Genomic DNA, 24,112 nt, shown 5'->3' on the forward strand with positions numbered 1-24,112 from the left:
GGCGCCGTCGAGGCCGTGGAGGTCGAGGGTCAGGGCAGCCGCCGGGGCGTCGGCGGGCCTCTCGTCCGGAGAGGCCCGCCTCGCAAGCAAAGGTGGCTAAAGGGCCGGCATTAACCAAAGCTTAATTATCTGAGGAGGGCCGCTCCGGCTGCCTAGCTCCGCAACGCCGGCTGAGATACGGTTAAGGATCACTTAACGGATCCGAATACGATGGCGTCTATTACAGGTCTCGCCAAAGACTTGGTGCCATACCCTGGTCCTGTGCCGCTGCGACGGCGTCCGACGGCCGCGCGGCGGCCGAGCGAGAAGCGGATCGCGCCGACCGTCTCGTCTCCCGACCACGGCCTTTCCGAACTCGCTCAGATCGAAGTCAATCTCGAAACCGACACCAGCACCCTGTGGGCCTTCATGCGCCCGCAGGGCCGCCCGTGCCAGAATCCCGAGATGCTGGCCGACTTCAGCCGCCTGCAGGATGGCATCGAGCGCGGTTTCGGCAACGGCAGCCTCGACCTGAACTACTTTGTCTTCGGTTCACGATTTCCCGGCGTGTTCAGTCTCGGCGGTGATCTGAGCCTGTTCGCGAGCAAGATCCGCGCGGGCGACGAGGCCGCGCTGGTCGGTTACGGCAACGCGTGCGTCGATGTTCTTCATCGCAACATGAACGCGCTGAACCTGCCGATCATCACGATCGGCCTCGTTCAGGGCGACGCGCTGGGCGGGGGGTTCGAGGGCCTGCTCTCGTTCGACGTGATCATCGCCGAGAAGGGCACCAAGTTCGGCTTCCCGGAGATCCTCTTCGGGCTCTTCCCCGGTATGGGGGCCTACAGCTTCCTCGCCCGGCGTCTGGGGACCATCAGGGCTCAGGAGATGATCCTCGATGGGAGAACCTACACCGCGGAGGAGATGCACGAACTGGGAATCGTTCACGTCCTCGCCGAGCGTGGCCAGGGCGAAGCGGCCGTGCGCGCGTACATCGCCGGCAACCACCGGCGCCGCAACGGGCAGCAGGCGATCTATCGAGCCGCCCGGGAGGTCAATCGCATATCGTTGGAGGAACTGAGAAAGATCGTCTCGGTCTGGGCGGCCGCCGCGATGAATCTCACGGACAGGGATCTGAGCATCATGGAGCGGCTCGTCCTGGCGCAGGACAGGCTCAGGGGAAAAGCCCAGGCCGCTCAGGCCCGCACGGTGACCGCGCGGGGACTGGCGGCGTCAGCTCGCTAGCTTCGTCACGGGCTCCGCGGCCGCGAGCATGGCCCGGATCTGGGATGCGGCGACCGGACGACTGAACACGTAGCCCTGGATCAGATCGCAGCCCTCGGCCCGGAGGATGGAGAGCTGCGTCTCCGTCTCGACGCCCTCGACGACGATGGCCATCCCGATGCTCCTACCCATCCCGACGATCGCCCGGATGATCGCGGTCGACTCGGCCTTCCTGTCCAGGTCCCACACGAACGACCGGTCGATCTTCAGCTTGTCGAAGGCGAAGTTTCTCAGGGAGCTCAGGGACGAGTAACCGGTTCCGAAATCGTCGATCGACAGGCGGATCCCGAGCTGGCGGAGCGTGCGGATGGTCTCGACGATCTTGTGCGTCGCGCCCAGCGTCACGCTCTCCGTGATCTCGAGCTCCAGGCGATGCGCCGGGAGGCCGGAGCGGTTCAGCGCGCCGATGACGTGGAAGGCCAGCTGCGGATCACCGAACTGACGCGGCGACATGTTGACCGCGACGCTCACGGTCGACGGCCAGTTCCGGGCCTCGCGGCACGCTTCGTTCAGAACCCAGTCGCCCAGCTGGACGATGAGCCCCGTGTCCTCGGCCACCGGGATGAAGTCCGACGGCGGGATGTAGCCGGAGACGGGGTGCTGCCACCGAAGCAGGGCCTCGCAGCTCACGATCGCCCCGGTGCTCGCGTCGACGATCGGCTGATAGTGCAGCTCCAGTTCGCCGTTGGTCAGGGCGGCCCGGAGATCGGACTCGAGGGCGTGCCGCGCGCGCGTGGCCGCTTCCATCTCGTGCTGGAAGATCTTGAACCCGCTCCTGCCGGCCCCCTTGATGGCGTAGAGGGCGATATCGGCGCATTTCAGCAGCCTGTCCTCGTCGTTGGCATGGAACGGGGCGATCGCGATGCCGATCGAGGCGCCGACCGTGACGTGAGTGCCGTCGATATCGAAAGGTCGCTCCAGCTCGTGCAGGACGCGCTGCGCGAGATCCTCCGCGACGGCCGGCGACGTGACGGATTGCTGGACGATGACGAACTCGTCGCCGCCGAGGCGGGCGACCGATCCGGACAGCGCCCCGATCCCGCGCAGCCGGTCCGCCACCATCTGCAACAATCTGTCTCCGGCCGGATGCCCCAGCGTGTCGTTGATGACCTTGAAGTGGTCGAGATCGAGCAGATGGACCGCGAAATCGCCCTTGCTGCTGGCGCTGGCTTTCAGCGCCTGGGAGACCTTGGCCTTGAAGCTGCTGCGATTGAGCAGGCCCGTCAGATCGTCGTAACGCGCCATCTGCTGGATGCGGGCTTCGCTCCGACGCCGCTCGGTGATGTCCTCGAAGATGATCACGTAGCCCTTCTCGGCGGTCCGCCGCTGCATCAGGGAGACCACGCGATCGTCGGGGAGGATCAGGACCAGGTTTCCCGACCTCAACGCGTTCGACGCCGCCGAGAATGTCGAGAGCGTCGCGCCGCGCCCCGCGGTCCGCTCATCGATGATGGCGCGGCTCAATGCGTACAGCGATTTGGCCGTCGAATTGGTGTGGATGCGGTTCGAGGGAATGCCCGATATCGAGAGGAACTGGTCGTTCCAGACCTGGAGCCGGCCGCGCGCGTCGAACATGCACAGTCCGTGCGACATGTTGCGCAACGCGATGTCGAAGAGATTCGCCTGGGCCTGGAATTTCTCGGCGAGCGCCTCCTTCTCGCGCGTCGTCACCAGGGCCGACACGATGATCTCGCGCGTGCTGAGCGTGATGTCGATCATGCCGTAGGCGAACAGGAGCGAGAGGATGCCGAGCGAGGCCCGCTCGCCGTCGCCCGACACGAGCAGGCCCGCCGACAGCGGCATCGCCGACAGGAGTACCTGCGCGATGGCCAGCAGGGGGCGGCCCGCATTGCGGCCCGAGATGCCCGCGGCGTAACCGATCGTGAACGTGGGGGTGATGACCTGGAGCGCGAGGTTGGACGACCGCGTCGTGATGAGGAACGACAGGATGCCGAGCGACGCGGCGTAGGCGAACGCGCCGAGGGAGAAGTAGGTCTCCCAGAGCTCGTAACGATCGTGCTTCTGCGGCCCCTTCGTCAGGTAGATCCGAGCGAGCACGATGCGGGTGAGGCCGATCAGGCCGACCGCGAACGCGGTCACCGTGATCGCGCGATCGTCGGACCAGAACGCCGCGGCCGTGGCGACGATCGTCCCGGACGCGGCGCCGACCGCGAGCGACGCGAAGGGCTGATACAGCCCGTCGACGAGCGAGCGCTTCACGCCGCGCGCGAGGAGGGCATCTTCAGCGAGTGCGGCCCGCAGCTTGGAATACAGTCCCAACGCGGCGTCTCGCTACTTCGCTCTCGTCGAGGGGGTGATCATTTTAGCAGTTCAATCCCAGGTTATATCCGCATATTAGCGGCCTCGAATTTCAGAAATATTGAAAACCGTGGTTAACGGCGCGCGCGAGGCAAATCTCTGCTTCGAATATTTGTCTCCTCTGCGCAAATATTCGGTGATCTCCGTCGTTCACGAAGCCGAATATCGGTGCCGCGCCGGGCAGTCCGGCGCATGTATGGACGGGACGGACGGGGAGGGTTCACTCATATCCCGTCGGGCGTTGCGCCGCGGACACCCCACATTCGGAGCTGTCGTCTTGCTCGGCCGCGTTCGGCGCGAAGACGTCTGCCTGTTCGTCAGACGTCGCGGCGATCGCGCGATCCTGCCCCGGCGGCATCGTGGCACCGCTGATCCCGTTGCGCGCTCGACGTCCGCATCGGTGCCCGGATGATGTCGTCTCGTCGGGGACTTTCACGCTCCCGGGCGGGCGACATCGCTGTCCGCCGTGCGCGACCGCCACCGTTGCGTGTGAGCCGCTTCCCCGGCGCGATTGCGCTCGCGGAGTCCGGGCCACCCGCGCGTGGACGCCGGCGGGTGCGGCGCGCCGCCGGCGACCGGCTCAGCCGATCCCGAGGCCGCGGATGAGCAGGACGGCGATGGCCAGCAGCACGAGGAGCGAGGCGGTGACCGCCACCGTGACCCGGCCGCCGACCTGGGCCAGCACGCGCACGTCCACCCCGAGGCCGAGCGCGGCCATCGACACGATGGTGAGGAAGCCGGCGAGGCGGGAGATCGGCGCGACCCAGGCGTCCGGGATCAGCCCGAGCGAGCGCAGGCTCGCCAGGGCCAGGAAGCCGAGGATGAACCACGGGACCAGCTTGAAGAAGCCGGGCCGGCGCCGGGCGCTCCCGGGGGCGCTTCCCCCAGCAGGCTCGGCGGTCGCTCCCGCCGCCGGCAGGCGCGGGGCGAGGAGCGAGAGCGCCAGCACCACCGGCCCGAGCATCAGCACCCGGACCAGCTTGACGAGTGTGCCCACCTGCGTGGCGAGCGGGCCCACCGGGACGGTCGCGGCCAGCACCTGCGGCACCGCGTAGACGGTCAGGCCCGCGAGCACGCCGTACTGGTGCTCGCTGAAGCCGACGAGCGGCACGAACAGCGGCAGGCCCAGCACCATCAGCACGCCCAGCACCGCCGTGAAGGCGATGGCCGCCGCCACGTCCCGGTTGTCCGCCCCGATCACCGGCGCCACCGCGGCGATCGCCGAGTTGCCGCAGATGGCGTTGCCGCAGGCGATCAGCAGCGCCATGCGCACCGGCAGGCCCAGGGCGCGGCAGAGCGCGCAGCTCGCCAGGATGGTCAGCGCCACCGCCCCGACGATGCCGGCCAGCAGCGCCGGGCCCGAGGCGACGATCGCCCCGAGGCTGACCGCGGCGCCGAGCAGCGTGACGGCCACTTCCAGCACCTGCTTGGCCGAGAAGGCGATCCCGGCCTTGAAGCGCGCGCCCGGCACCCAGGCGGTCCGCACGGCCGTCCCCAGCAGGATGGCCAGCACCAGCGCCTCGACGTAGGGATGGCCGGTCAGGTGCTCCTCGCCGGCCTGCAGAGCCTGCGCCACCGCGGTGATGCCCAGGCACAGGAGCAGGCCCGGGAGCAGGGTGCCGGCCGCCCCGGCCCAGGCGGAGGCCCCCCGCGACCCGGTCGGCGCGGCCCCGGACCGGTCCGGCACGGCGGTTCTGACGGTCATCGCGCGACCTCCTGCCCGGTCTCGGCGCTCAGTAGGCCGCGCCGAGATAGCCGGCGATGGCCCGGGCCTGCTCCTCCGTGATCGGCGCCCGGTAGACCTTGATCATCTTGGCGACCTCGGCGTCCCAGAACGCCTGCCCCTTCCGGGGCGGCTGCATGGCGACGTAGTCGGCCGAGTGGCAGGTCAGGCAGTTCTCCTGCGCGGCCTGGAAGCCGGCCGCGTGCGCGGCGTCCGGGGCCGGCCGGAACTGCGCCGTCGGCTCCGGCAGCGCGTAGGTCTCGGGCGCGGCCAGCGCGGGTGTCGCGGCCAGCGCGGCGGCGATCGCGACGACCGACGCGCGGGGTGGGCGGGTGCTGAACATGCCGATCCTCCCTCTAGGCCGCGCGCACGCGGGTCGTCTCGACGACGTTGCGCATGTAGCCGGCGGGGTTCCAGCGCGGCTCCATCGGCTGGGTCGCGCCGTCGTTGCCCGTGGCCCGCACGCGCAGGGCGTGGGCGCCCGGCGCGAGATCGACCTCCGCGGTCCAGGTGCGGAAGGCGTAGGGGCCGAGATCCTGGCCGAGCCGGGCCGCGCTCCAGGTCCGGCCGTCGTCGGCCGAGACCGCGACGTCCCGGATGCCCGAGCCGCCGTCGAACGCGATGCCCCGCAGGGCGACCGGACCCGCCTTCACCGGCGCGCCGTCGGTCAGGTTCGTCAGGAAGGAGCGGACGTTGAGGCGGCCGATCGGGACGGTCCTGTCCGGCGCCTTGCCGGGCTCGGTGCAGGCGCAGGGATTGTCGGGGATGCGGTAGGCCGTCTTCATCCAGAAGCCCTCGAAGGGGTGATCGAGGACGGCGATGCTGTCGAGGTGCTTGACCCAGTAGGTGCCGTAGTAGCCCGGCACCACGAGGCGGAGCGGGAAGCCGTTGAGCCAGGGCAGGTCCTGCCCGTTCATGCCCCAGGCGAGCAGCACCGCGCCGTCCCGGGCGTGGTCGAGGGTCAGCGCCTTGGCGAAGTCCGGCGTCTCGGGCAGGACCGGCCCGTCGAGGCCGTTGAAGGCGACCTGCACGGCGCCGGCCTTCACGCCGGCCCGGTCGAGCACCGTCTTGAGCGGCACGCCGGTCCAGCGGGCGCAGCCCATGGCGCCGTTGGCGAGCTGGCCGCCGGCGATGCGCGGCTCGAAGAAGCCGCGGGAATTGCCCGAGCACTGGTTGACCGCGACGATCTCGGTCTGGGGCATCGCCTTGAGGTCGGCGAGCGACAGGGAGAGCGGGCGCTCGACCTGCCCGGTCACGGCGACGCGGAAGGCCTGCGGGTCGATCTCGGTCGGGATGTCGGCGAGGTGGTAGCGGACGAAGAACGCGTCGTTCGGCGTGATCGCGCCCCCGTCGAAGACCGCGAACGGCGTCTCCAGCTGCGGCGGGCGCGCGGTCATCTGCAGGAGCGGCCGCTTGCCCGGATAGGCCACGAGCGGCCGCTCGCCGTTGCCGAAGGGCAGCGTCCCCCCGTCGGCCGCCCGTGCGCGCGGCACGCCCCCGAGCGCGGCGAGGGCGCCGAGGGCGCTCAGCCGCATGAAGTCCCGTCTTCCGCGATCGGTCATCGCGCGCTCCCCGTTCAGGCTGTGGCAGCGGAGGTCCGGTTCGGCGCGCCCCGCCTTCGACTGCGAGGCGGCGCGTCGGGGGATCCCGGTCAGCGAAGGACCGAGAGGTAGTGGATGTCCTGCGTCAGGCAGGTCGAGAGGCGCCACTCGACCGGCCGCTCCTCGAGGTCGATGGCGACGCGGTCGATCTCGAGGGCGGGGGTTCCGGCGGGCACCTGGAGCAGCTCGGCCTCGCGGGGCCCGATCGCCACGGCCTTCAGGCGCTCGTTGGCGGTGGCGATCGTGATGCCGTAGCGGGTGGCGTAGAGGCTGTAGAGGGTGTTCGGCAGCTCGATCTGGGCGATGCCCGGGAACAGGCCGGCGGGCACGCTGATCGTCTCGACCACGCACAGCTTGGCGTCGACGGCGCGCACGCGCTCGATCCGGACCACGCGGGCGGACCGCACGAGGTCGAGCCGCCCGCGCTCGTCGGCGCTGGCGGCCGCCTCCGCGATCCCCGTGACCCGGCTCGTGGGCATGCCGGTGCCGTCGCCGTCCGGCCGCAGCTTCAGGAAGCGGAAGACGCTCTGCTTGTCGTCGTGGTCGGCCACGAACGTCCCGCGGCCCTGGCGGCGCACCAGCAGGCTGTCGGCGGTGAGCGCGTCGAGCGCCTTGCGCACCGTCCCCTGGCTGACGCCCAGCTCGGCGGCGAGCTGCCCCTCGCTCGGAAGGATCTGGCCGGGCTGCCAGACCGCGTCGGCCAGGCGCTTCAGCAGCGTGTCGTAGACCTGCCGGTAGAGCGGGCGGAAGCCGACCGCGCCGGCGCGTCCCGAGTCTGCGCGCCCCGAGTCTGCGCGCCCCGAACCTGCCTGCCCTTCGCCTGACCGTTCCATCGCGTGACGACGCAGAGCCCCATCCGTGGGTAGAGCGTCGAAGGTTGTGTCCAGCACCTCTCCCTCCTCTCGCTTACGTCGCCCTGCCGACGGGAGCAATCACGGGTTCTTCCTCCGCACAGGCGTTACGCCTCACAGCGCCCGGATCTCGGCCACGAGGGCTTCGGCCACGTCGAGGCCCGCCTCAGCGGCCCGGCGGCGGAGCCCGAGCCGGCGGCTGCCCGGGAGCCGGGCGCCGTCCTGCGCCTCGATCGCGCCGGCCAGCGCCGCGAAGCGCTCCGGCGCGTCCGGGCTGAGCGCCGAAGCGTCGAGGGCGAGGATCAGCTGCCCGGTGCCCGGCGGGTCGCCCGCGGCGTCGAGGAACGAGGAGGCTTCACCGGCGAAGCGCGCGCCGACGAGCCCGGCGGCCAGCAGCTCGACCATCAGGGCGAGCGCCGTCCCCTTGGCGTCGCCCAGCGGCACCATGGTGCCGTCGAGGGCGGCCGTGGCGTCGGTCGTCGGGCGTCCCTCCGCGTCGAGGGCCCAGCCCTCGGGGATCGGCTCGCCGCGCTTGGCCGCCCCGACGATGTTGGCGCGGGCCACCTTCGACAGGGCGAGGTCGACCACGATCGGCGCGCGGCCCGGCAGCGGGCAGGCGAAGGCCAGCGGGTTGGTGCCGAACACCGCCTGACGCCCGCCCCAGGGGGCCATCGCGGCGGGCGTGTTGGCGAAGAGCAGGGCGACGCAGCCCTGCTCGGCCAGGGCCTCGACCGGGCGGCCGGCCGCGCCGCAATGGTGTGAGCGGCGGATGCCCGCCGCCGCCACGCCCTGCTGGCGCGCGACGCCCGGCAGCGCCTCCAGGGCGAGGTCGATCGCCGGGTAGGCGAAGCCGTGGGCGGCGTCGATCGCGAGCAGGCCCGGCCGCGGGCGCGACGCAAGCGGGACCGCGTCGCCCGCGACCTTCCCGGCACGCACCTGCGCCGCGTAGGGCGCGACCCGCGACAGGCCGTGGCCCTTGAGCCCGTCCGCCTCGGCGCCGACCAGGGCGCGGGCGACGCTCCGGGCCGCGGCCTCGGCCGTGCCGCAGCGGACGAGGGCGTCGGCGGCGAGGGCCTCGGCCTCCGACAGGGTCAGGTTCGGCATCGGCTCAGCGCTCCGTGAGATGGCGGCGGACGGCCGCGGCCGTGACGGCGGAGACGCGCACGTTCGATTCCTGCGTCACCCCGGCGATGTGCGGCGTGAGGATCAGGTTCGGCACGTCGGCGAAGACGGCGCCCGCCGCCGCGTCGAGGGGCTCCCGGTCGAACACGTCCAGCGCCGCGCCGCCGAGATGGCCGGAGCGCAGGGCTTGCGCCACGGCGGCCTCGTCCACCACCCCGCCGCGGGCCGCGTTGATCAGGATCGCGCCCGCAGGCATCCGGGCCAGCGCCGCCGCGTCGATCAACCCGCGGGTCTGATCGGTGAGCGGCACGTGCAGCGAGAGCACGTCGCTCTGCGCGATCAGCGCGTCGAGCGCCTGGCTCTGCACGGGGCCGTAGGCCGGGTTCCAGGCCGGGTCGCCCGCGGCCACGAAGGGGTCGTGGGCGGCGACCGTCATGCCGAGGGCCGCCGCCCTCCGGGCAGTCTCGCGGGCGATCGACCCGAAGCCGACGAGGCCGAGGCGCTTGCCGGCGATCTCGCGGCCCATCAGGGCGTTGCGCGGCCACGCGCCGGCGGCGACGGCGGCGCTCGCCCCGTAGGCGCCGCGCAGGAGCAGCATCGCGGTGGCGACCACGTACTCGGCGACCGCGCCGTCGTTGGCGCCGGTGGCCGGGTAGACCGCGATGCCGCGCGCCCGGCAGGCCGGGACGTCGATGTTGTCGAGGCCGACGCCGAGGCGGCCGACGACCTTGAGGTCGCGGGCGGCGTCGAGCAGAGGGCCGCGGACCTGGGTCCGGTTGCGCACGATCAGGGCGTCGGCCCGGGCCACGGCGGCGGCGAGGTCCCCGGGCCGGTCGACGAGGCCGGGATCGTACTGCACGTCGAGGCCGGCGAGCTCGGCCGCGATCGCGGCCTCGTCCATGAACTCGCTGATGATGACCTTGGGCATGGAGGATCCTTCTCAGGTCGCCGGCACGGCAGCGGGGAGGGGGCGGCGCGAGGCCGCCGCCGGCTCGCGGGCGGGGATCGCGTCCGCCGCCTCGTCCTCGTCGTCGAGAAGGTCGAGGTTCGGGGTGATGCGGCCGTCGAGCACCGCCCGGGCGTGGGCGAGGTCGATCTTGCCCTCCCAGCGGGCGATCACGAGGGTCGCCACCATGTTGCCGACCGCGTTGGTCACGCAGCGCAGCTCGTTCAGGATGCGGTCCACCCCGATGATCAGGGCGATGCCCGCCACCGGCAGGAGCTGCGAGGCCTGGAGCGTCGCGGCGAGCACGAACAGGATGGCGCCGGCCACGCCTGCCACGCCCTTCGAGGTCACCAGCGCGATGGCGAGGATGCCGAGCTCCTGCTCCCAGGTCAGCGGCACGTTGAGAGCCTGGGCGATGAAGCCGATCGCCATGGTCAGGTAGATGCACGAGCCGTCCATGTTGAAGGACAGGCCGGCGGGCATCACGAGGCCGGTGACGCTCTTGTCGACCCCGAGGCCGTTGAGCTTGGCCATGATCCGCGGCAGCACCGATTCCGAGCTCGTGGTGCCGAGCAGGATGAACAGCTCCTCCCGGCTGTAGCGGAACAGCTTCCACAGGCTCAGGCCGACGTAGAAGCGCATCACGCCGCCGAGGAAGACCGCGATGAACACGATGAAGGTCAGGTAGAGGGAGACGATCAGCATCCCGTACTGGGCGAGGATGCCGAGCCCGAACTTGCCGATGGTGAAGGCCATCGCCCCGAAGGCTCCGATCGGCGCGAAGTGCATGATCAGGCCGACGACCTTCATCAGCACGTCGCCGAAGGCGTGGACCACCTTGAGCGGGAACTCGCCGCGCCGGCCGAGCATCGCCAGACCCATGCCGACGAGCACCGAGAAGAACATCACCTGGATCAGGTCGCCCTTGGCGAAGGCGTCGACCGCGCTGTGCGGGATGATGTTGGCGACGATCTCCATCGGCGACTGCGCGTGGGCCTTGCCGGCGATGCCGGCGACCAGCTTGGCGTCGAGGCTGTCGACCGTGGCGTTCACGCCGTCGCCCGGCCGCAGCAGGTTGACGAACAGGAGGCCCGCGGCGAGCGCCACGGTCGTGGCGACCTCGAAGTACAGGATGGTCTTCAGGCCCATCCGGCCGACGCTCTTCATGTCGCCGACATGCGCGATGCCGACCACGACCGTGCAGAAGATCACGGGGGCGACGATCATCTTGATCAGGTTGATGAACATGTCGCCGAGGATCTTGCAGCCCACGGCGAAATCGGGGGCCACCACCCCGACCGCGATGCCCAGCGCGATGCCGAGCAGGACCTGGCCGTAGATCGACCGAAGCAGCCTCATGCGTTCCTCCAGAATGACGGGACGGAGGCCGCCGCGGTTTCCCCCGCGGTCGTGCGCTCCGGCGTGGTCCTGACCCCGTGGCGTCGGGGCCGCGCCCGCGGACCGGATCGCGGTCCGCGGGCGCGGGACTTGTGCGTCAGGCGCTGCGGTAGAGCTTCGTCATCACGAATTCCCGGTGGCCGAGGGACTCGGCCGCCGTGAGCCGGCCGTTGGCGGTGCGCACCACCATGTCGATGAGCGCGTCGCCGGCCTGCGGGATCGTCATCTCACGGGTGAGCACACCCGAGACGTCGACGTCGATATGCTCGCCCATGGTCCGCACGGTCCGGGGATTGCCGGTGATCTTGATCACCGGGACGATCGGGTTGCCGATGACGTTGCCCTGGCCGGTCGGGAAGGTGTGCACCACGTAGCCGGCCGCCGCCATCAGGGTGACGCACTCGGCCGCCGCCGAGGACGTGTCCATGAAGTACAGGCCGGGCCCCTTGGCGGGCGCCTCCGCGGGCTGCAGCGCGTCGATGAACCGGCACTCGTGGCCGATCTTCTCGAGGTTGCCGAGCGCCTTCTCCTCGATCGTGGTGAGGCCGCCCGCGATGTTGCCCTTGGTCGGCTGCGAGTCCGAGAGATCGTCGGTCTTGTGGGCCTCGATCACGTCGTCCTGGTAGGCCTTCCACATCGTGTACCACTTGTCGGAGACTTCCGGGCTGATCGCCCGCTCGCGACAGAGGTGCTCCGCGCCGGTGATCTCCGAGGTCTCGCCGAACACCCCGTAGATCCCGTGCGGGATCAGCTTGTCGTACATGTTGCCGACGGTGGGGCAGGAGGCGAGGCCGGTGGTGGTGTCGGACTCGCCGCACTTGGTCGAGACCCAGAGGTCGGCGATCGGGCATTCCTCGCGTTGGAGCTCGGTGGCCCACTGCACGAAGCGCTTGGCCTGGTAGCTCGCCCTGGCGACGATCGCGATGTCGCCGTGGCCCTCGATGCCGAAGCCGACGACCGGCTTGCCGGTCTTGGCGATGCCCTCGACCACGCGGTTGGTCCACTGGTCCTCGATGCCGATCACCACGACGGCGGCGACGTTCGGGTTCGAGCCGATGCCGATCAGGGTGCGGAAGTGGAGGTCCAGGTCCTCGCCGAACTGGAGCCGGCCGTAGGCGTGGGGCAGCGCCATCGTGCCCTTCACATTGTTGGCGACCGCCTCGCAGGCGGCGTTGGACAGGTCGTCCAGCGGCAGGAGCACGACGTGGTTGCGCACGCCGACCCGGCCGTTCTCCCGGCGCCAGCCCATGAAGGTGGCGGAGGTGTAGTTCTCCGAGGCGCGCCCGGTCGCGAGCGCCTTGGTGGCGAACTGATCGGGCGCACCGCCGACGAAGGGGGTGGCGATCTCGTGTTCGAGCTGAGCGGCTTCCTTGAACATCGTCACCTCACCAGCGCTTCGTCTTGACGTTGTGGACGTGGACGTGCTCGCCCTTGGCGACGTCCTTGATGACCTTGCCGATGTCCTGGCCGTACTTGATGGCCGTGTCGCCGGCCTTCAGGTCGGTGAGCGCGACCTTGTGGCCGATCGGGATGTCGTGGCGGACATGGACCTCGAAGGTGCTGTCGTTCTCGGTGACCACCCCGAAGGCGTCGGTGCTCGCGCTCAGGCCCTCGATCACCGCGACGGCGACGTTGTCCTGGGGGGAATGGGCGAGAAGATGCGGCTTGCGGCGCCCCGCGCCGGACGCGGCGTGGCTGCTCATGCGGTCCTCCTGATCTGCGTCGTCGGCTTCTCGGCGGCGACTGGTCTTATATAAGACCAATGAGGTGTCCGGCGTCAACGGGTGATCGAGGGGTGCGGGTGATTTCACTGGTTCGGGGACGGCACCGAGCGCCCCCTCCTCCTCTGTGGCGGTGGGAGGTCGCGAGCCGGATCCGGAGGGCCGACCCTGTCGCGCCGCAGAGGCATGTGCCTTGCTCAGTCGAACAAGTCTTATATAAGATACATGGAAAGAGAGCCCGCCCCGGCGGGACGCGGGCCGGGAGGACGAGAATGGCGGGTGTGCGCGCGGATGGGATCGGCCGGGCCGGGCGCCCCCGGTGAACGAGACGCTTCTCCTGATCCTGTGCGTCGGCTGCGCCGGCGTGATCTCGGGCCTGACGGGCTTCGCCTTCGCGCTGATCGCCTCCGGCACGCTGCTGTCGATCCGCACGCCCGTGGAGGCGACCGCCCTGGTGCTCGTCTGCAGCATCCTCTCGCAGGTGATCTCGATCCTGCGCCTGCGGACCTGGCCGCCGCGGGGCACCGCCTTCGCGATGATCCTGCCGGGCATCGTCGGCGCGCCGATCGGCATCCACCTGCTGCATGATCTCGATCCGCGCTTCATCAAGGTCGCGATCGGCGCCTTCCTTGTCCTCTACAGCGGCGGCGTCGCGCTGCTGCGCGCCGATTACCGGGTCGGCTTCGGCAATCGCTGGAGTGACGGCGCGATCGGCTTCCTGGGCGGCGTGCTGGGCGGGATCGCCGGCCTGTCCGGCGCCCTGCCGACGGCCTGGAGCCTCGTGCGCGGCTGGGATCCGCGCACCCAGCGGGCGGTCTACCAGTCCTTCACCCTGGTGATGCAGGTCTGGGCCCTGACGATCCTCGTCTATCTCGATCCGCTGCCGCCCGAGCTCCTCGGCGACCTCGCCCTGGCGCTGCCGGTGGTGCTGGTGAGCGTGCTCGCCGGGCTCTCGCTGTTCGCCCGGATCGACCAGCGCCGCTTCCGCACGCTCGTCCTCGCGCTGCTCGCCGCGATCGGCCTGACCACGACGGCCCTGGCGCTGCCCGGCCTGCTGCAGAACTGAGCGCGGCCGGTGGGGCGTCAGCTGCCCGCCTTGTCGTGGACGCCCGCGAAGAACAGGTCCTTCCAGCTCTCCGGCCGGCGACGGATCGTGCCGGTGCGGGCCATGAAGTCGGCGACCTTTCCGACCGCCCGGGGCGTCGCCGTGAAGGAGACCTGCGGGTCCTTCAGGATCTCGGTGATCAGCCCGACATCGCTCCCGTTGCGGGCGAGCCGCACGTAGGCGCGCGCCGCCTCCGACGGATCGGCCGTGATCGCGGCGAGCGCGTCGTCCAGGGCGGCGTTGAAAGCCGCGACGACACGGGGATTGGCGCCCGCGAAGGCCGAGGACGCCCAGACGACGTTGAAGGTCGAGGGTTCGCCCAGCACGTCGAAGCTGTTCAGCACCGTGCGGATGCCGGGCCGGCGCAGCTCCAGCTCCTGGATCGGCGCGGCGGTGAAATGGGCCGTCACCTCGCTGCCCCCGAGGAGCGCCGCCATGCCGTCGGGATGGGAGAGGGTGACGGTGAGCCGGTCGAGGTCGTTGCGGCGGCCTGCGCCGAGCTCCTTCTCGGCGGCCATCTGCAGGAACATCGCCTGGACCGAGACCTTCACGGCGGGGAGCGCGATCTTGTCCCGGTCGGTGAAGTCGGCGAGCCGGTGCACCTTCGGATTGCTGGTGTTCATCAGGAGCGGCATGCTGTTCATCGCCGCCACGCCCTTCACCGCCATGGCGGTGCCCTCGGTCTTCGACCAGAGCAGCACGAGGGGCGGCACGCCGCCGGCCGCGAACTGGATCGTCCCGGAGAGCAGGGCGTCGTTCATCGCCGCCCCGCCCGCGAGGGTGAGGTAGCGCGCCTGGAGCCCCGCCACGCCGCGGGCGGCCGCGGCCTTCTGGAGCAGGCCCTGCTCCTCCATCAGCATCAGCGGCAGGTGGCCGAGGCTCGGCTGGCGGGCGATCGCCACCGCGCCGACCTCGTCGGCCCGCCCCGGGACGGGACTCGCCAGGAACGCCGCTGCCCCGGCCAGAACGTCGCGTCTGCGCATGATTCCCCTCCTTGAGCCCAAGGTCCACGACCGTCGCGCCGGCGCACGTGGCGGGCGCGACCTGCCCCCTCTCCCGAGCGGGAGAGGGTTGGGGTGAGGGATGAGAAGGTTCAGGATTAAGCCCGCCCTCGAACCGCCTACGCGGTGCGCCTCGTCCGGATAGGTCTCATCCCTCACCCTGTCCCTCTCCCGCCCGGGAGAGGGGACCCGCGCCTCATTCGGCAAGACGGCGTCGCCGTCATGTATCGTGCTCGCCCCCTCAGCCGGGGCGGCGGATCACCGGCGCCGCCACGCTCGCGATCATCACGTTGATGCAGGCCGGCAGGCCGCTGGCCTGGGCCGCCTCCAGCGCCGCCGGAAGCTCGGCCGCCTCGGTCACCAGCGCCCCGAAGCCGCCGAGGGCCTGGACGACCGCGTCGTAGCGGGTCGGGAGCAGGTCGCAGTGGCGCGTCCGCTCGGGGCCGTAGCTGCGCAGCTGGATCTGGTGCTCGGCGTTCCAGCGCGCGTCGTTGCCGACCACCGCGACGAACGGGATTCGATAGCGCACGGCGGTGTCGAACTCGGCCATGTGGAAGCCGAAGGTGCCGTCGCCCAGCACCGCGACCACGGGGGCACCGGGGCGCTCCAGCGCGGCGGCGATCGCGAAGGGGATCGACGCGCCGATCGTGCCCGAGACGCCGTTGATCAGCCGGCGCCCGGCGCGGACCAGGGCCTGCGGCCACTGCCCGATCTCGCCGCCGTCGCAGATCAGCGTGCCGTCGGGGTGGCGTTCCAGGAAGGCGTCGACCGCCCGGCACAGCTCCACCGGGTGCAGGCGCGCACCACCCCCGCGCAGCTCCGCCCAGGCGGGCGGCCGGTAGGCGAGGGCGGCCCGCGCCTCCCGGTGCCAGGCCTCCCGGCGGGGGAGGGCGGTGGCGCGCGCGGTCAGCGCCGCCAGCACCGGCCGCGGATCGGCGAGGCCCGAGACGGCGAGGCGGTCGGCCGGCGCGCGGGCCAACAGCGCCGGATCGGGATCGACGACGGCGAAGCGGCAGTCGGGCGCGAGGGCGGGCGCCGCGCCGAAGCGCAGGGTGAAGTCGAGCGGCTTGCCGAGGAGCACGAGGAGATCGGTCCGCGCCAGGATCTCCGCGAAGGCGCCGAGCGCCGGATCGTTGATCCCGCGCGGGCTCTCCATGCCGACGACCGGCAGGCCGAGAGTTTCTTCCAGCGTTGCCATGGCAGCCCGGCCGGAGGCGTCGCACAGGGCCGGGCCGCAGGCGATCAGCGGCCGTTCCGCCCCCGCGAGGGCAGCGAGGAGATCGGCCACGAGATCCGGCGCCGGCTCGGCGATCCGGATGGCGGCCGCGGCCCGGTCCGGGATCCGCACCGAGGCGGCGGGGACGGCCGTCTCTAGCAGGTCGACCGGCAGGCTCAGATGGACCGGGCCGGGCCGCCCCTCCCGGGCGATCCGGAAGGCCCGGGCGAGGTCCGGCCCGAGGGCGGCGACCGACCCGGCGGTCCAGGCGGCCTTGGTCATCGGCCGGGCGATGTCGGCCTGGGCCAGTTCCTGGAAGGCGCCGCGCCCGAGCTCCGACAGGCCCGCATGGCCGGAGAGCAGCAGCACGGGCGACTCGGCCGCGAGCGCCGTGGTGAGCGCCGCCGCGCCGTTGGTGTGGCCCTGCCCACCGGTCACCAGGGCGACGCCGACCTCGCCGGTCAGCCGGCCCCAGGCGTCGGCCATGTGGACGCAGGCCGCCTCCTGGCGGGTGTGGATGAGGCTGATCCCGGTCTCCAGCAGGGCGTCGAAGACCGGCATGATGTGGTTGCCCGACAGGGTGAAGATCCGGGTGACGCCGAGCGCCTCCAGGGTCCGGGCCACGATGTCGGCGCCGCGCAGGGTCTGCATGGACGGGCTCTCCTCAGGCGGCGGCGTCGAGGAGCGAGCCGCCGGGCCGCACATGCGTGAAGTGCACCGGCTCCATCGCGAGGTCGAGCGCCCCGCCGCGCTGGCGGACCACGGTGAAGTGCGAGGTCGCGAGGTCCGAGGCCTCCGGGAAATCCTCGCGGAAATGGGCGCCGCGGCTGTCGGTGCGGGCGAGCGCCGCCCGGGCGACCGCCTGGGAGACCAGCACGAGGTTCTCGAGGTTCAGCCGGTCCATCCAGGTCAGCGCGTAGCGGCGGTCGCCGTCCGGCGCGCCGGCCCGGGCGACCGCGTCGGAGAGCCCGTCGAGGGTGGCGAGCGCCCGGGTCAGCCCGGCCGCGTCCCGCAGGATGCCGACATCGGCCCACATCGTCTCGTAGAGCGCCTCGCGGATCTCCGGCAGCGACTCCGCCGGCCGGCCGAGCGGGCCGTAGGCGCGGGCGAGGCCCGCCTCGATGGCGGCGGGATCGGGCTCGGCGAGGCGGCCCTCGCGCGTCACGGCCCGCGCCATGGACTGGCCGGCCAGCCCCCCGAACACCGTGGAGTTCGCAACGCCGTTGCCGCCCAGCCGGTTCGCCCCGTGGACGCCGCCGGTATCCTCGCCGGCAGCGTAAAGGCGCGGCAGCGCGGTGGTGCAGTCGACCGCGAACTGGAGGCCGCCCATCATGTAGTGGGCCGTGGGGATGACCTCGACGAGCCCGCCCGCGAGGTCGAAGCCGCAATCGGCGCAGCGCTCGACCATGCCCTTGAACCGGCGGCGCACGTCCTCGGGGCCGAGATGGCTCATCTGGATGTGCACGCCCCCGCTCGGCGTGGCGAAGCCGTCGCGCAGCCGCCGCATGATCGAGCGGCTGACCACGTCCCGGGTCGCGCGCTCGGCCCGCGGATCGTAGGCCTCCATGAAGCGCTGGCCGGTGGAATCGAGGAGCCAGCCGCCGGCTCCGCGCAGGCCCTCCTCCAGCACCGTCCCGGTCATGCGGGTGCCGGCGCCGGCGAGCAGCCCGGTCGGGTGGAACTGCACCATCTCCATGTCGCGCAACGGCAGCCCGGCGCGCAGAGCCATGGCGAGACCGTCGCAGGACTTGTCGCCCGACGGCGTGTGGTACTTGTACATGGTCGGCCCGCCGCCGGTGGCGAGCAGCACGGCCTTCGCCCGCACCAGCTTCGGTTCGCCGGTGCGCATGTCGAGCATCAGCACGCCCGCCAGCCCCGAGCCGTCCCGGGCCGGGATCAGTTCCAGGGCGCGGTGGTCCTCCAGGCGGTGCACGTCCCGGCGCCAGACCTGCTCGGACAGGCGGTTGATAATCTCGATGCCGGTCAGGTCGCCCTTGTGCACCGTCCGGTCGAAGGTCTGGCCCGCGAAGGCCTTCTGGTGGACGCTGCCGTCCGGGTTGCGGTCGAAGAAGCAGCCGAGCTCGGTCTCCAGCTCGCGGATCCGCACCTGCGCCTCGGTCACGAGCGTCCAGGCCAGCGCCTGGTCGTTCAGCCACTTGCCGCCCTCGATCGTGTCCATGAAGTGCCGCTCGACCGAGTCGCCCGGCGCCAGCGCCACGTTGTAGCCGCCCTGGACCATGCGGGTGCAGCCGCATTTCCCCAGCAGACCCTTCACCGCGACGGTGACGTCGAGGTCCGGCGCGACCTTCTTGGCGTGGAGCGCGGCGAACAGCCCGGCCCCGCCGGAGCCGAGGATCAGGATGTCGGTCTCGACCTGTTCGGGGCTCATCGGGCCTCCTCGAGGGAGGCGATGACGGCGTCGCGCCGGGCGGCCACGTCGCGCTGCACGTCGGCGAAGAGCGAGCCGCCGTGCGAATCCATGCCGACCAGCAGCGGCCCGAAATCGCGGATCGCGAACTGCCACAGGCTCTCGGGATGGAGATCGTCGAGGTCGACGTCCACGATGGTCTCGATCCAGGTGGTCTCCAGCGCCGCCGCGCCGCCGACGATCGCCAGGTAGGCGCCGCCGCGCCGCGCGAAGGCGTCGAGGGTCGCCGGCCCCATGCCGCCCTTGCCGACGATGAGGCGCACGCCCTCGCGCTCCATCAGCGCGTCGGTGAAGCGCTCCATGCGCATCGACGTGGTGGTGCCGATGCAGAACGGCGCGAAGCCGACCGGCGCCTCGTTGGAGACCGGGACGCGGTGGACGTTCGGCGCGGTGTGGATCACCGCGTGGCCGTCGAGGTCGAGCCGGGTGCGGCGGTCCCGGTCGAACATGTGGATCAGGGTCGCGTCGCGGATGCCGAACAGCCAGCGCCGCAGGGTGACGGTGTCGCCGATCCGGAGCGCCCGGATCTCGGCCTCGCCGGCCGGCATGTCGAGGACGTGGTGGGCCACGGTCTGCTCCTCAATCGAACGCGATGCCGCCGGGCGTGAGCGTCGCGCGGGCGCGGCGGGCCGAGTGGCACTGGATGTTCACCGCGACCGGGTTCTGGGTGATGTGGGTCGCGGCGAGCTCGACATGGACGGCGAAGCTCGTGGACCGGCCCCCGAGCCCCTGCGGGCCGATGCCGAGTTCGTTCACGGCCCGCGACAGCTCGGCCTCGATCCGGGCGCCTTCGGGATCGGAGCAGACCGAGCGCAGCGGCCGGGTCGCCGCCACCTTGGCGAGGTGCATGCACAGGTCGGAGGTGCCGCCGAGCCCGACGCCCACGATGGTCGGCGGGCAGACCCGGCCGCCGAGCTCGATCACCCGGTCGATGACGAAGCGCTTGGCCGCGCCGATCCCGTCCGAGGGCAGCAGCATCTGCAGGAACGAGCCGTTCTCGGAGCCCGAGCCCTTCGGGATCATCTCCACCGCCACGGTCTCGGGCCGGTCGTCGAAGTCGACGTGGATGATCGGCACGCGGATGCCGCAGGAGGTCTGCTCGTTCCTGCGGGTGATCGGGTGGACCACCGAGGAGCGCAGGGAGAAGTCCTTGGTCGCCCGCTCGCAGCCGCGCCGGATCGCGGCCTTGAGCGCGGCGCCGTCGAAGCGCACGTCGGCGCCGATCACGACGTTGTAGATCGGGATGCCGGTATCCTGGCAGAGGATATTCTTCGTGCGCTCCGCGACCGCGACGTTCTCCACCATCGTGTCGAGGATGGCGCGGCCGGTGGCGCTGGTCTCGGCCCGCTGCAGGTCGGCGAAGCCCGCCTTGATGTCGGGCGGCAGGATCTTCAGGGCGCGGACGTAGAGGTCGCGGCAGACCTCCTCGAATTCGCGGATGTCGAGATCCATGGCGGGTCTCCGCTGGTGACGGTCGGGGGATCAGGCCCCGCTCAGGAGGAACAGCAGGCCGACCGCGAAGGCGGCCGCGAGACAGCCCGCCACGACGCCGGCATTGCGCTCGCGGAAGCGCAGCCACTCGATGGCGAGCACGCGCAACCCCAGCGCCATGTGGACGGCGAGCGCGCAGACGAGTCCCCATTCGGCCGTGCGGACGAGGCCGTTGTGGGTGAGGCCGAGGAAGCTCTCCAGCCGGTCGGCACCCTGGAGCGCGGTGCCGAGCGCGATGAAGTGCATCGGCAGGAACAGCGCCAGGGCGATCCCCGAGAGCCGGTGGATCAGCGCGGCGGCGAAGCCGGGCCGGCGCAGGGACGCGCGGGTGATGCCGGCCCGCCCGGCCGTGCCCGGGGCGGTCCTCATGCCGCGTACACCGCGAGTGCCGCCCGCAGGCCCAGCCCGGCGAGCAGGGCCGAGAGGGCGATCATGGCGACGTCGAGGGAGCGGCCGCGCCAGCCGGTCCACTCGCGCAGGACGCTGCGCAGGCCGATCGGCGCGTGGATCGCGGCGGCCAGGACGAAGACCGCGTAGAACAGCAGGAAGGCGAGGTTGCCCTGCGTCCGGCCCAGGATCTCGCCGGCCGTGAGCCCGCCGCGCACCGCGTAGAGGATCGTGCCGAGATGGACCGCGACCGTGACCGCCAGGATCGCCGCGGTGCCGCGCTGGGCGAGGTACAGGAGCGGGCTCATCCGCGCCTCCAGAACCGGCGCAGCGCCGCCTTGCCGGTCTCGCGCTTGAGGCCCGCGATCGAGAAGGTCGGGCTCAGGCCCTTCGGACAGTGCTCGGTGCAGCTCATGTGGCTGTGGCAGGAGTGGCAGCCGGCATCGCCCGCCACCGCGGCGAGCCGATCCCGGTCGCGGTCGCGCACGTCGTTGACCAGCGTCCAGGCCCGGTTGAGGGCCGCCGGCCCGAGATAGTCGGGGTTCCACGTCACCAGATCGCAGGCGGCGTAGCAGACGCCGCAATTGATGCACTCGATGCCGGCATCGACCTCCCGGCGCGCGGCGGATTCCGGTTCCACGACCGCGAAATCCTCGGGCGGGTTCTCGCCCGGCTCGAAGAAGCCGTGGGCCCGGCGCCACTTCTCGAAGAAGGGCTCCATGTCGACCGCGAGGTCCTTCACCACCGGCAGGTTGCGCAGGGGCTCCAGCAGAAGCTCTCCGTCGGGCGCCACGGCGGCGACCCGGGTCCGGCAGGTCCAGCGCGGGCGCCCGTTCACCGTCATGCCGCAGGAGCCGCACATGCCGACGCGGCAGGCGAACCGGTAGGCGAGGGTCGGGTCCTGGTCGCGCTGGATCTCGGTGACGACGTCGAGCACCGTCTGGTTGGCCCGGCGCGGCACCGCGTAGTCCGCGACGGTCTCGCCGCGCCGGACATGCACCCGCAGCGTCTCGCCTGCACCCGGGTCGACGGCCGCGTGGCCGACGGGAGCCGTCACCGGTTGGCCTCCTTCGGAGCGCCGGCAGCGTTCGGATCGGGGAAGAACAGCTCGCTCTCGCTGTCGGCCTTGGCCGAGACCAGCCCGGCCCGGTTCATGTACGCGAGGTAGGCGAGCATCCGCTCGGGCTTGGTGGTCCAGGCGTTCTGCGGCGCGCGGATGATGGCCACGGCCTCCTCGGGCGAGATCTTCGCCCCCTCGGCCTTGATCCACAGGGCGGCGGCCCGGGCCGGGTCGTCGCGGATCAGCGCGAGGCTCTCCTCCAGCGCCGCCCGGAAGGCCGCCGTGACCTTGGGGTTCTCGGTGACGAAGCGGTTGGTCGCCCAGACGAGGTTGAAGGTGTGGGGGCCGCCCATCACGTCGTAGCTGTCGAGCACCTTGCGGGCGCGCGGGTCCTTCAGCTCCATCTCCTGGAAGGGCGGAGAGCCGAAATGGGCGGTGATCTCGGAGCGGCCGCCCATCATGGCGGTCTGCGCGTCCGGGTGCCCCATCGAGACGGTGAGCGGGTCGAGCTTGGCCTGCTGGCCCGGCCCGAAGGCCTTCTCGGCGGCCATCTGCAGGGTGATGGCCTGGATCGAGGTCTTGGCGGTCGGCAGGGCGATCTTGTCCTGGGGCCCGAAATCCGTGATCGCCTTCACCGCCGGGTTGATGGTGACCAGCCAGAGCGGCATCGCGTTCAGCGCCGCCACGCCCTTGACCTTGAGATTGCCCTGCGTCCGGCCCCAGATCGTCAGGAACGGGCCGACGCCGCCGGAGGCGAGGTCGAGGTTCCCGGAGAGCAGGGCCTCGTTCATCCCCGAGCCGCCGGTGAAGCGCAGCCACTCGGCCTTGACGTCGAGCCCGCGCTGCTTGGCCTGCTTCTCGAGCAGGCCCTCCTCCTCCATCACGGTGAGCGGCAGGTAGGAGATCCCGAACTGCTTGGCGAGCCGCACGGTCGAGACCTCGGCCCGGGCGGCGCCGAGCGCCCCCCATAGGACCGCGACCGTCCCGACGAGCCGGATGATGCTCCGTGCCGTCATGGCGCTCCTCACCTGTCCGCGCGCCGATCTTGCGAAGTCCGCGACCTCGTCGGCGTCGGATCGAGGATACGCCCCCGGGAAGGCCTGTCAACATTCATGTGTCATATATATGACTTGAGGGCCGAGCTCCCGGTGGCTGCACCGAGGCGCCCCGTGCGCGAGGGGACCGGCGGCGGATCGGCGGCGTGCGACCGGCTCTCGCCCTCGCTCTCATCGCGATGATCGTCGACATGGCACGCGTCAGAGTCGGCCCTTGTCTCGGGCTACCCGCCCCGCTGCGGGCGTCGGCACAGATTTAAGGTCATTTATAAGACTTGCGCGCAGGCGTGCCGCTGCCGGCTGCCGCGACGTCGCTCACGCGAGGGCCGGCCGGAATGCGGCCTGCGGCCGGCACCGCGCAACCCGACCCGCGGCGGAAGCCGGATCCGCCCGCGTCAGTCTTCCAGTGGCCGAAATCCGCTCGATGCGGGCTCCGCCGCCACGGCGCAGGTGTGGTCCTGCACGACCTCGCCGTTGGAGGCCTTGCCGAAGCGGCTGGTCACCAGACCGTCCAGGAGCACGAAGCCCGGCTTCGCGCCCGGAAACTCGGCGCCCACGACAGCCAGGGCGTGCTCGCCCATGGCCGAGCGCGCCCCGTCGTCGCGCGCCAGCAGGTCGAACGGGTCCGCGGTGCCGAGATCCTCGCCGAGCACGCGCATCGCCCTGTACGGGCGACCGACCAGCGGCTCCGCGAGAGGGGCCCAGCGATCCCCGATCGTGGGTGCGAGGCGGCGGAGGGTGTCGCGGACATCCTGGCGGACGCAGTCGATGTGGATGTGCAGCTGCCCCTGAGTCCGCCGCAGCCGCGAATTCACCGCGAGACTGACGTCCCGCCGGTCGAGCGGATGGCCGAGACGCTCCTCCACGAAGGTTCGGGCGCGCCACGCCTTGGCGAAGTAGTTCGTCGTGCCGGGCTGGAGGAGCACGGGGCTCTCGATGCCGGTGATGCGCGCCGTCGGGATCAGGAGGAACTGCGCCCGCCCGCGAAGGTCTTTGAGGATGGCGTATCCCTTCTCGACCCCACCCTCCAGGTCGACCAGGCTGCACGGTGCGGGGCCCTGTCCGCGCAACGCGTGGGGGACGCACGCGCCGTGCACGATCGCCCACAGGGCTCCGCCCTTCCCGAGGAGGTTGGGCACGAGGGCGACGGCCAGCCAGACGGCCGTCGCCGCGAGGACGAGCAGGATGCCCAGCGATCGCCGCGACAGCCCGGTCCTCGCGCGCCCCGTCGAGCCGCGCGGTGACACGGTGCCCGGCCGGCCGCGGACGGCGTCACGCACCTGACGGGTGAGCTCGGCCGCGGCTCTGCGCAAATCCATGACGTGACCCGGTAGCCCGTTGCCGCGAAGCGCCGGGGCCGCCGACGCCGGAACCGTCTTACAGATCGCCCGCCGCCTGAGCGATCTCTGTCCCGCTACGGATGCA

Annotated in this window: 22 protein-coding genes; 2 read left to right on the forward strand and 20 right to left on the reverse strand. The window is 71.5% G+C overall.

The window, feature by feature from the left end; all coding sequences use genetic code 11:
• Positions 1–210: 210 nt before the first annotated feature.
• Positions 211–1,224, forward strand: coding sequence for a crotonase/enoyl-CoA hydratase family protein (locus ABIC30_RS06730; protein ID WP_331327398.1), 1,014 nt, complete (start codon positions 211–213; stop codon positions 1,222–1,224).
• Here ABIC30_RS06730 and ABIC30_RS06735 read toward each other — a convergent pair.
• The 10 genes from ABIC30_RS06735 to ABIC30_RS06780 all read right to left on the reverse strand — a co-directional run bounded on the left by ABIC30_RS06735 (position 1,213) and on the right by ABIC30_RS06780 (position 12,926).
• Positions 1,213–3,543: a putative bifunctional diguanylate cyclase/phosphodiesterase gene (locus ABIC30_RS06735; RefSeq protein ID WP_354454504.1), complete on the reverse strand. Its 2,331-nt coding sequence runs from the start codon at positions 3,541–3,543 to the stop codon at positions 1,213–1,215. The genes ABIC30_RS06730 and ABIC30_RS06735 overlap by 12 nt on opposite strands.
• A 619-nt stretch (positions 3,544–4,162) precedes the next feature.
• Complete coding sequence (locus ABIC30_RS06740; protein WP_234083272.1) at positions 4,163–5,287, reverse strand: YeiH family protein; 1,125 nt, start codon at positions 5,285–5,287, stop codon at positions 4,163–4,165.
• A gap of 28 nt (positions 5,288–5,315) precedes the next feature.
• On the reverse strand, positions 5,316–5,648 hold the full coding sequence (sorB, locus tag ABIC30_RS06745; RefSeq protein ID WP_020094928.1) for a SorB family sulfite dehydrogenase c-type cytochrome subunit: 333 nt from the start codon (positions 5,646–5,648) through the stop codon (positions 5,316–5,318).
• Between the two features lie 13 nt (positions 5,649–5,661).
• Positions 5,662–6,867 (reverse strand): SorA family sulfite dehydrogenase catalytic subunit, encoded by a 1,206-nt coding sequence (gene sorA / locus ABIC30_RS06750; protein WP_026605217.1) that lies wholly within the window; start codon positions 6,865–6,867, stop codon positions 5,662–5,664.
• Between the two features lie 89 nt (positions 6,868–6,956).
• Entirely contained in the window at positions 6,957–7,796 is an 840-nt protein-coding gene (locus ABIC30_RS06755) for a GntR family transcriptional regulator (RefSeq protein WP_049961882.1), read from the reverse strand.
• 75 nt (positions 7,797–7,871) lie between these two features.
• Positions 7,872–8,861, reverse strand: coding sequence for an Ldh family oxidoreductase (locus ABIC30_RS06760; RefSeq protein WP_042672188.1), 990 nt, complete (start codon positions 8,859–8,861; stop codon positions 7,872–7,874).
• Positions 8,862–8,865: 4 nt separating this feature from the next.
• Complete coding sequence (locus ABIC30_RS06765) at positions 8,866–9,807, reverse strand: NAD(P)-dependent oxidoreductase (protein ID WP_234083273.1); 942 nt, start codon at positions 9,805–9,807, stop codon at positions 8,866–8,868.
• Between the two features lie 12 nt (positions 9,808–9,819).
• Positions 9,820–11,184 carry a cation:dicarboxylate symporter family transporter gene (locus tag ABIC30_RS06770; RefSeq protein WP_100251796.1) on the reverse strand — a complete coding sequence of 455 codons (1,365 nt, stop codon included), beginning with the start codon at positions 11,182–11,184 and terminating at the stop codon, positions 9,820–9,822.
• 136 nt (positions 11,185–11,320) lie between these two features.
• Positions 11,321–12,601 carry a UxaA family hydrolase gene (locus ABIC30_RS06775; RefSeq protein WP_326491911.1) on the reverse strand — a complete coding sequence of 427 codons (1,281 nt, stop codon included), beginning with the start codon at positions 12,599–12,601 and terminating at the stop codon, positions 11,321–11,323.
• 7 nt (positions 12,602–12,608) lie between these two features.
• Entirely contained in the window at positions 12,609–12,926 is a 318-nt protein-coding gene (locus ABIC30_RS06780; RefSeq protein WP_020094921.1) for a UxaA family hydrolase, read from the reverse strand.
• Positions 12,927–13,263: 337 nt separating this feature from the next.
• Between ABIC30_RS06780 and ABIC30_RS06785 the strand changes: the two genes are divergently transcribed.
• Positions 13,264–14,010, forward strand: a complete 747-nt coding sequence (locus ABIC30_RS06785; protein WP_103985145.1) for a sulfite exporter TauE/SafE family protein — start codon at positions 13,264–13,266, stop codon at positions 14,008–14,010.
• Between the two features lie 17 nt (positions 14,011–14,027).
• Here ABIC30_RS06785 and ABIC30_RS06790 read toward each other — a convergent pair whose 3' ends face one another.
• From ABIC30_RS06790 to ABIC30_RS06835, 10 genes are all read right to left on the reverse strand, one after another.
• The gene (locus ABIC30_RS06790; protein WP_103985144.1) at positions 14,028–15,032 is read right to left on the reverse strand and encodes an ABC transporter substrate-binding protein; all 1,005 of its coding nucleotides are present in this window, start codon (positions 15,030–15,032) and stop codon (positions 14,028–14,030) included.
• A gap of 259 nt (positions 15,033–15,291) precedes the next feature.
• Positions 15,292–16,917 (reverse strand): thiamine pyrophosphate-binding protein, encoded by a 1,626-nt coding sequence (locus tag ABIC30_RS06795; RefSeq protein WP_234083275.1) that lies wholly within the window; start codon positions 16,915–16,917, stop codon positions 15,292–15,294.
• Positions 16,918–16,930: 13 nt separating this feature from the next.
• Positions 16,931–18,655, reverse strand: a complete 1,725-nt coding sequence (locus ABIC30_RS06800) for an L-aspartate oxidase (protein WP_234083277.1) — start codon at positions 18,653–18,655, stop codon at positions 16,931–16,933.
• Positions 18,652–19,263, reverse strand: a complete 612-nt coding sequence (locus tag ABIC30_RS06805; protein ID WP_234083278.1) for a fumarate hydratase C-terminal domain-containing protein — start codon at positions 19,261–19,263, stop codon at positions 18,652–18,654. Before ABIC30_RS06805 ends, ABIC30_RS06800 begins: the two co-directional genes overlap by 4 nt.
• 10 nt (positions 19,264–19,273) lie before the next feature.
• The gene (locus ABIC30_RS06810; RefSeq protein WP_042672195.1) at positions 19,274–20,146 is read right to left on the reverse strand and encodes a fumarate hydratase; all 873 of its coding nucleotides are present in this window, start codon (positions 20,144–20,146) and stop codon (positions 19,274–19,276) included.
• 30 nt (positions 20,147–20,176) lie between these two features.
• Positions 20,177–20,554 (reverse strand): succinate dehydrogenase, cytochrome b556 subunit, encoded by a 378-nt coding sequence (locus ABIC30_RS06815; RefSeq protein WP_020094914.1) that lies wholly within the window; start codon positions 20,552–20,554, stop codon positions 20,177–20,179.
• Entirely contained in the window at positions 20,551–20,880 is a 330-nt protein-coding gene (locus ABIC30_RS06820; RefSeq protein WP_020094913.1) for a succinate dehydrogenase/fumarate reductase transmembrane subunit, read from the reverse strand. The genes ABIC30_RS06815 and ABIC30_RS06820 overlap by 4 nt, the downstream gene beginning before the upstream one ends.
• Positions 20,877–21,629 carry a succinate dehydrogenase/fumarate reductase iron-sulfur subunit gene (locus ABIC30_RS06825; protein WP_020094912.1) on the reverse strand — a complete coding sequence of 251 codons (753 nt, stop codon included), beginning with the start codon at positions 21,627–21,629 and terminating at the stop codon, positions 20,877–20,879. Before ABIC30_RS06825 ends, ABIC30_RS06820 begins: the two co-directional genes overlap by 4 nt.
• Positions 21,626–22,648, reverse strand: coding sequence for an ABC transporter substrate-binding protein (locus ABIC30_RS06830; RefSeq protein ID WP_020094911.1), 1,023 nt, complete (start codon positions 22,646–22,648; stop codon positions 21,626–21,628). Before ABIC30_RS06830 ends, ABIC30_RS06825 begins: the two co-directional genes overlap by 4 nt.
• A 434-nt stretch (positions 22,649–23,082) precedes the next feature.
• Positions 23,083–24,006 carry a CDP-diacylglycerol diphosphatase gene (locus ABIC30_RS06835; RefSeq protein ID WP_049961883.1) on the reverse strand — a complete coding sequence of 308 codons (924 nt, stop codon included), beginning with the start codon at positions 24,004–24,006 and terminating at the stop codon, positions 23,083–23,085.
• Between the last annotated feature and the right edge of the window lie 106 nt (positions 24,007–24,112).

The sequence above is a fragment of the Methylobacterium sp. 1030 genome (assembly GCF_040544715.1).
GTDB lineage: Bacteria > Pseudomonadota > Alphaproteobacteria > Rhizobiales > Beijerinckiaceae > Methylobacterium.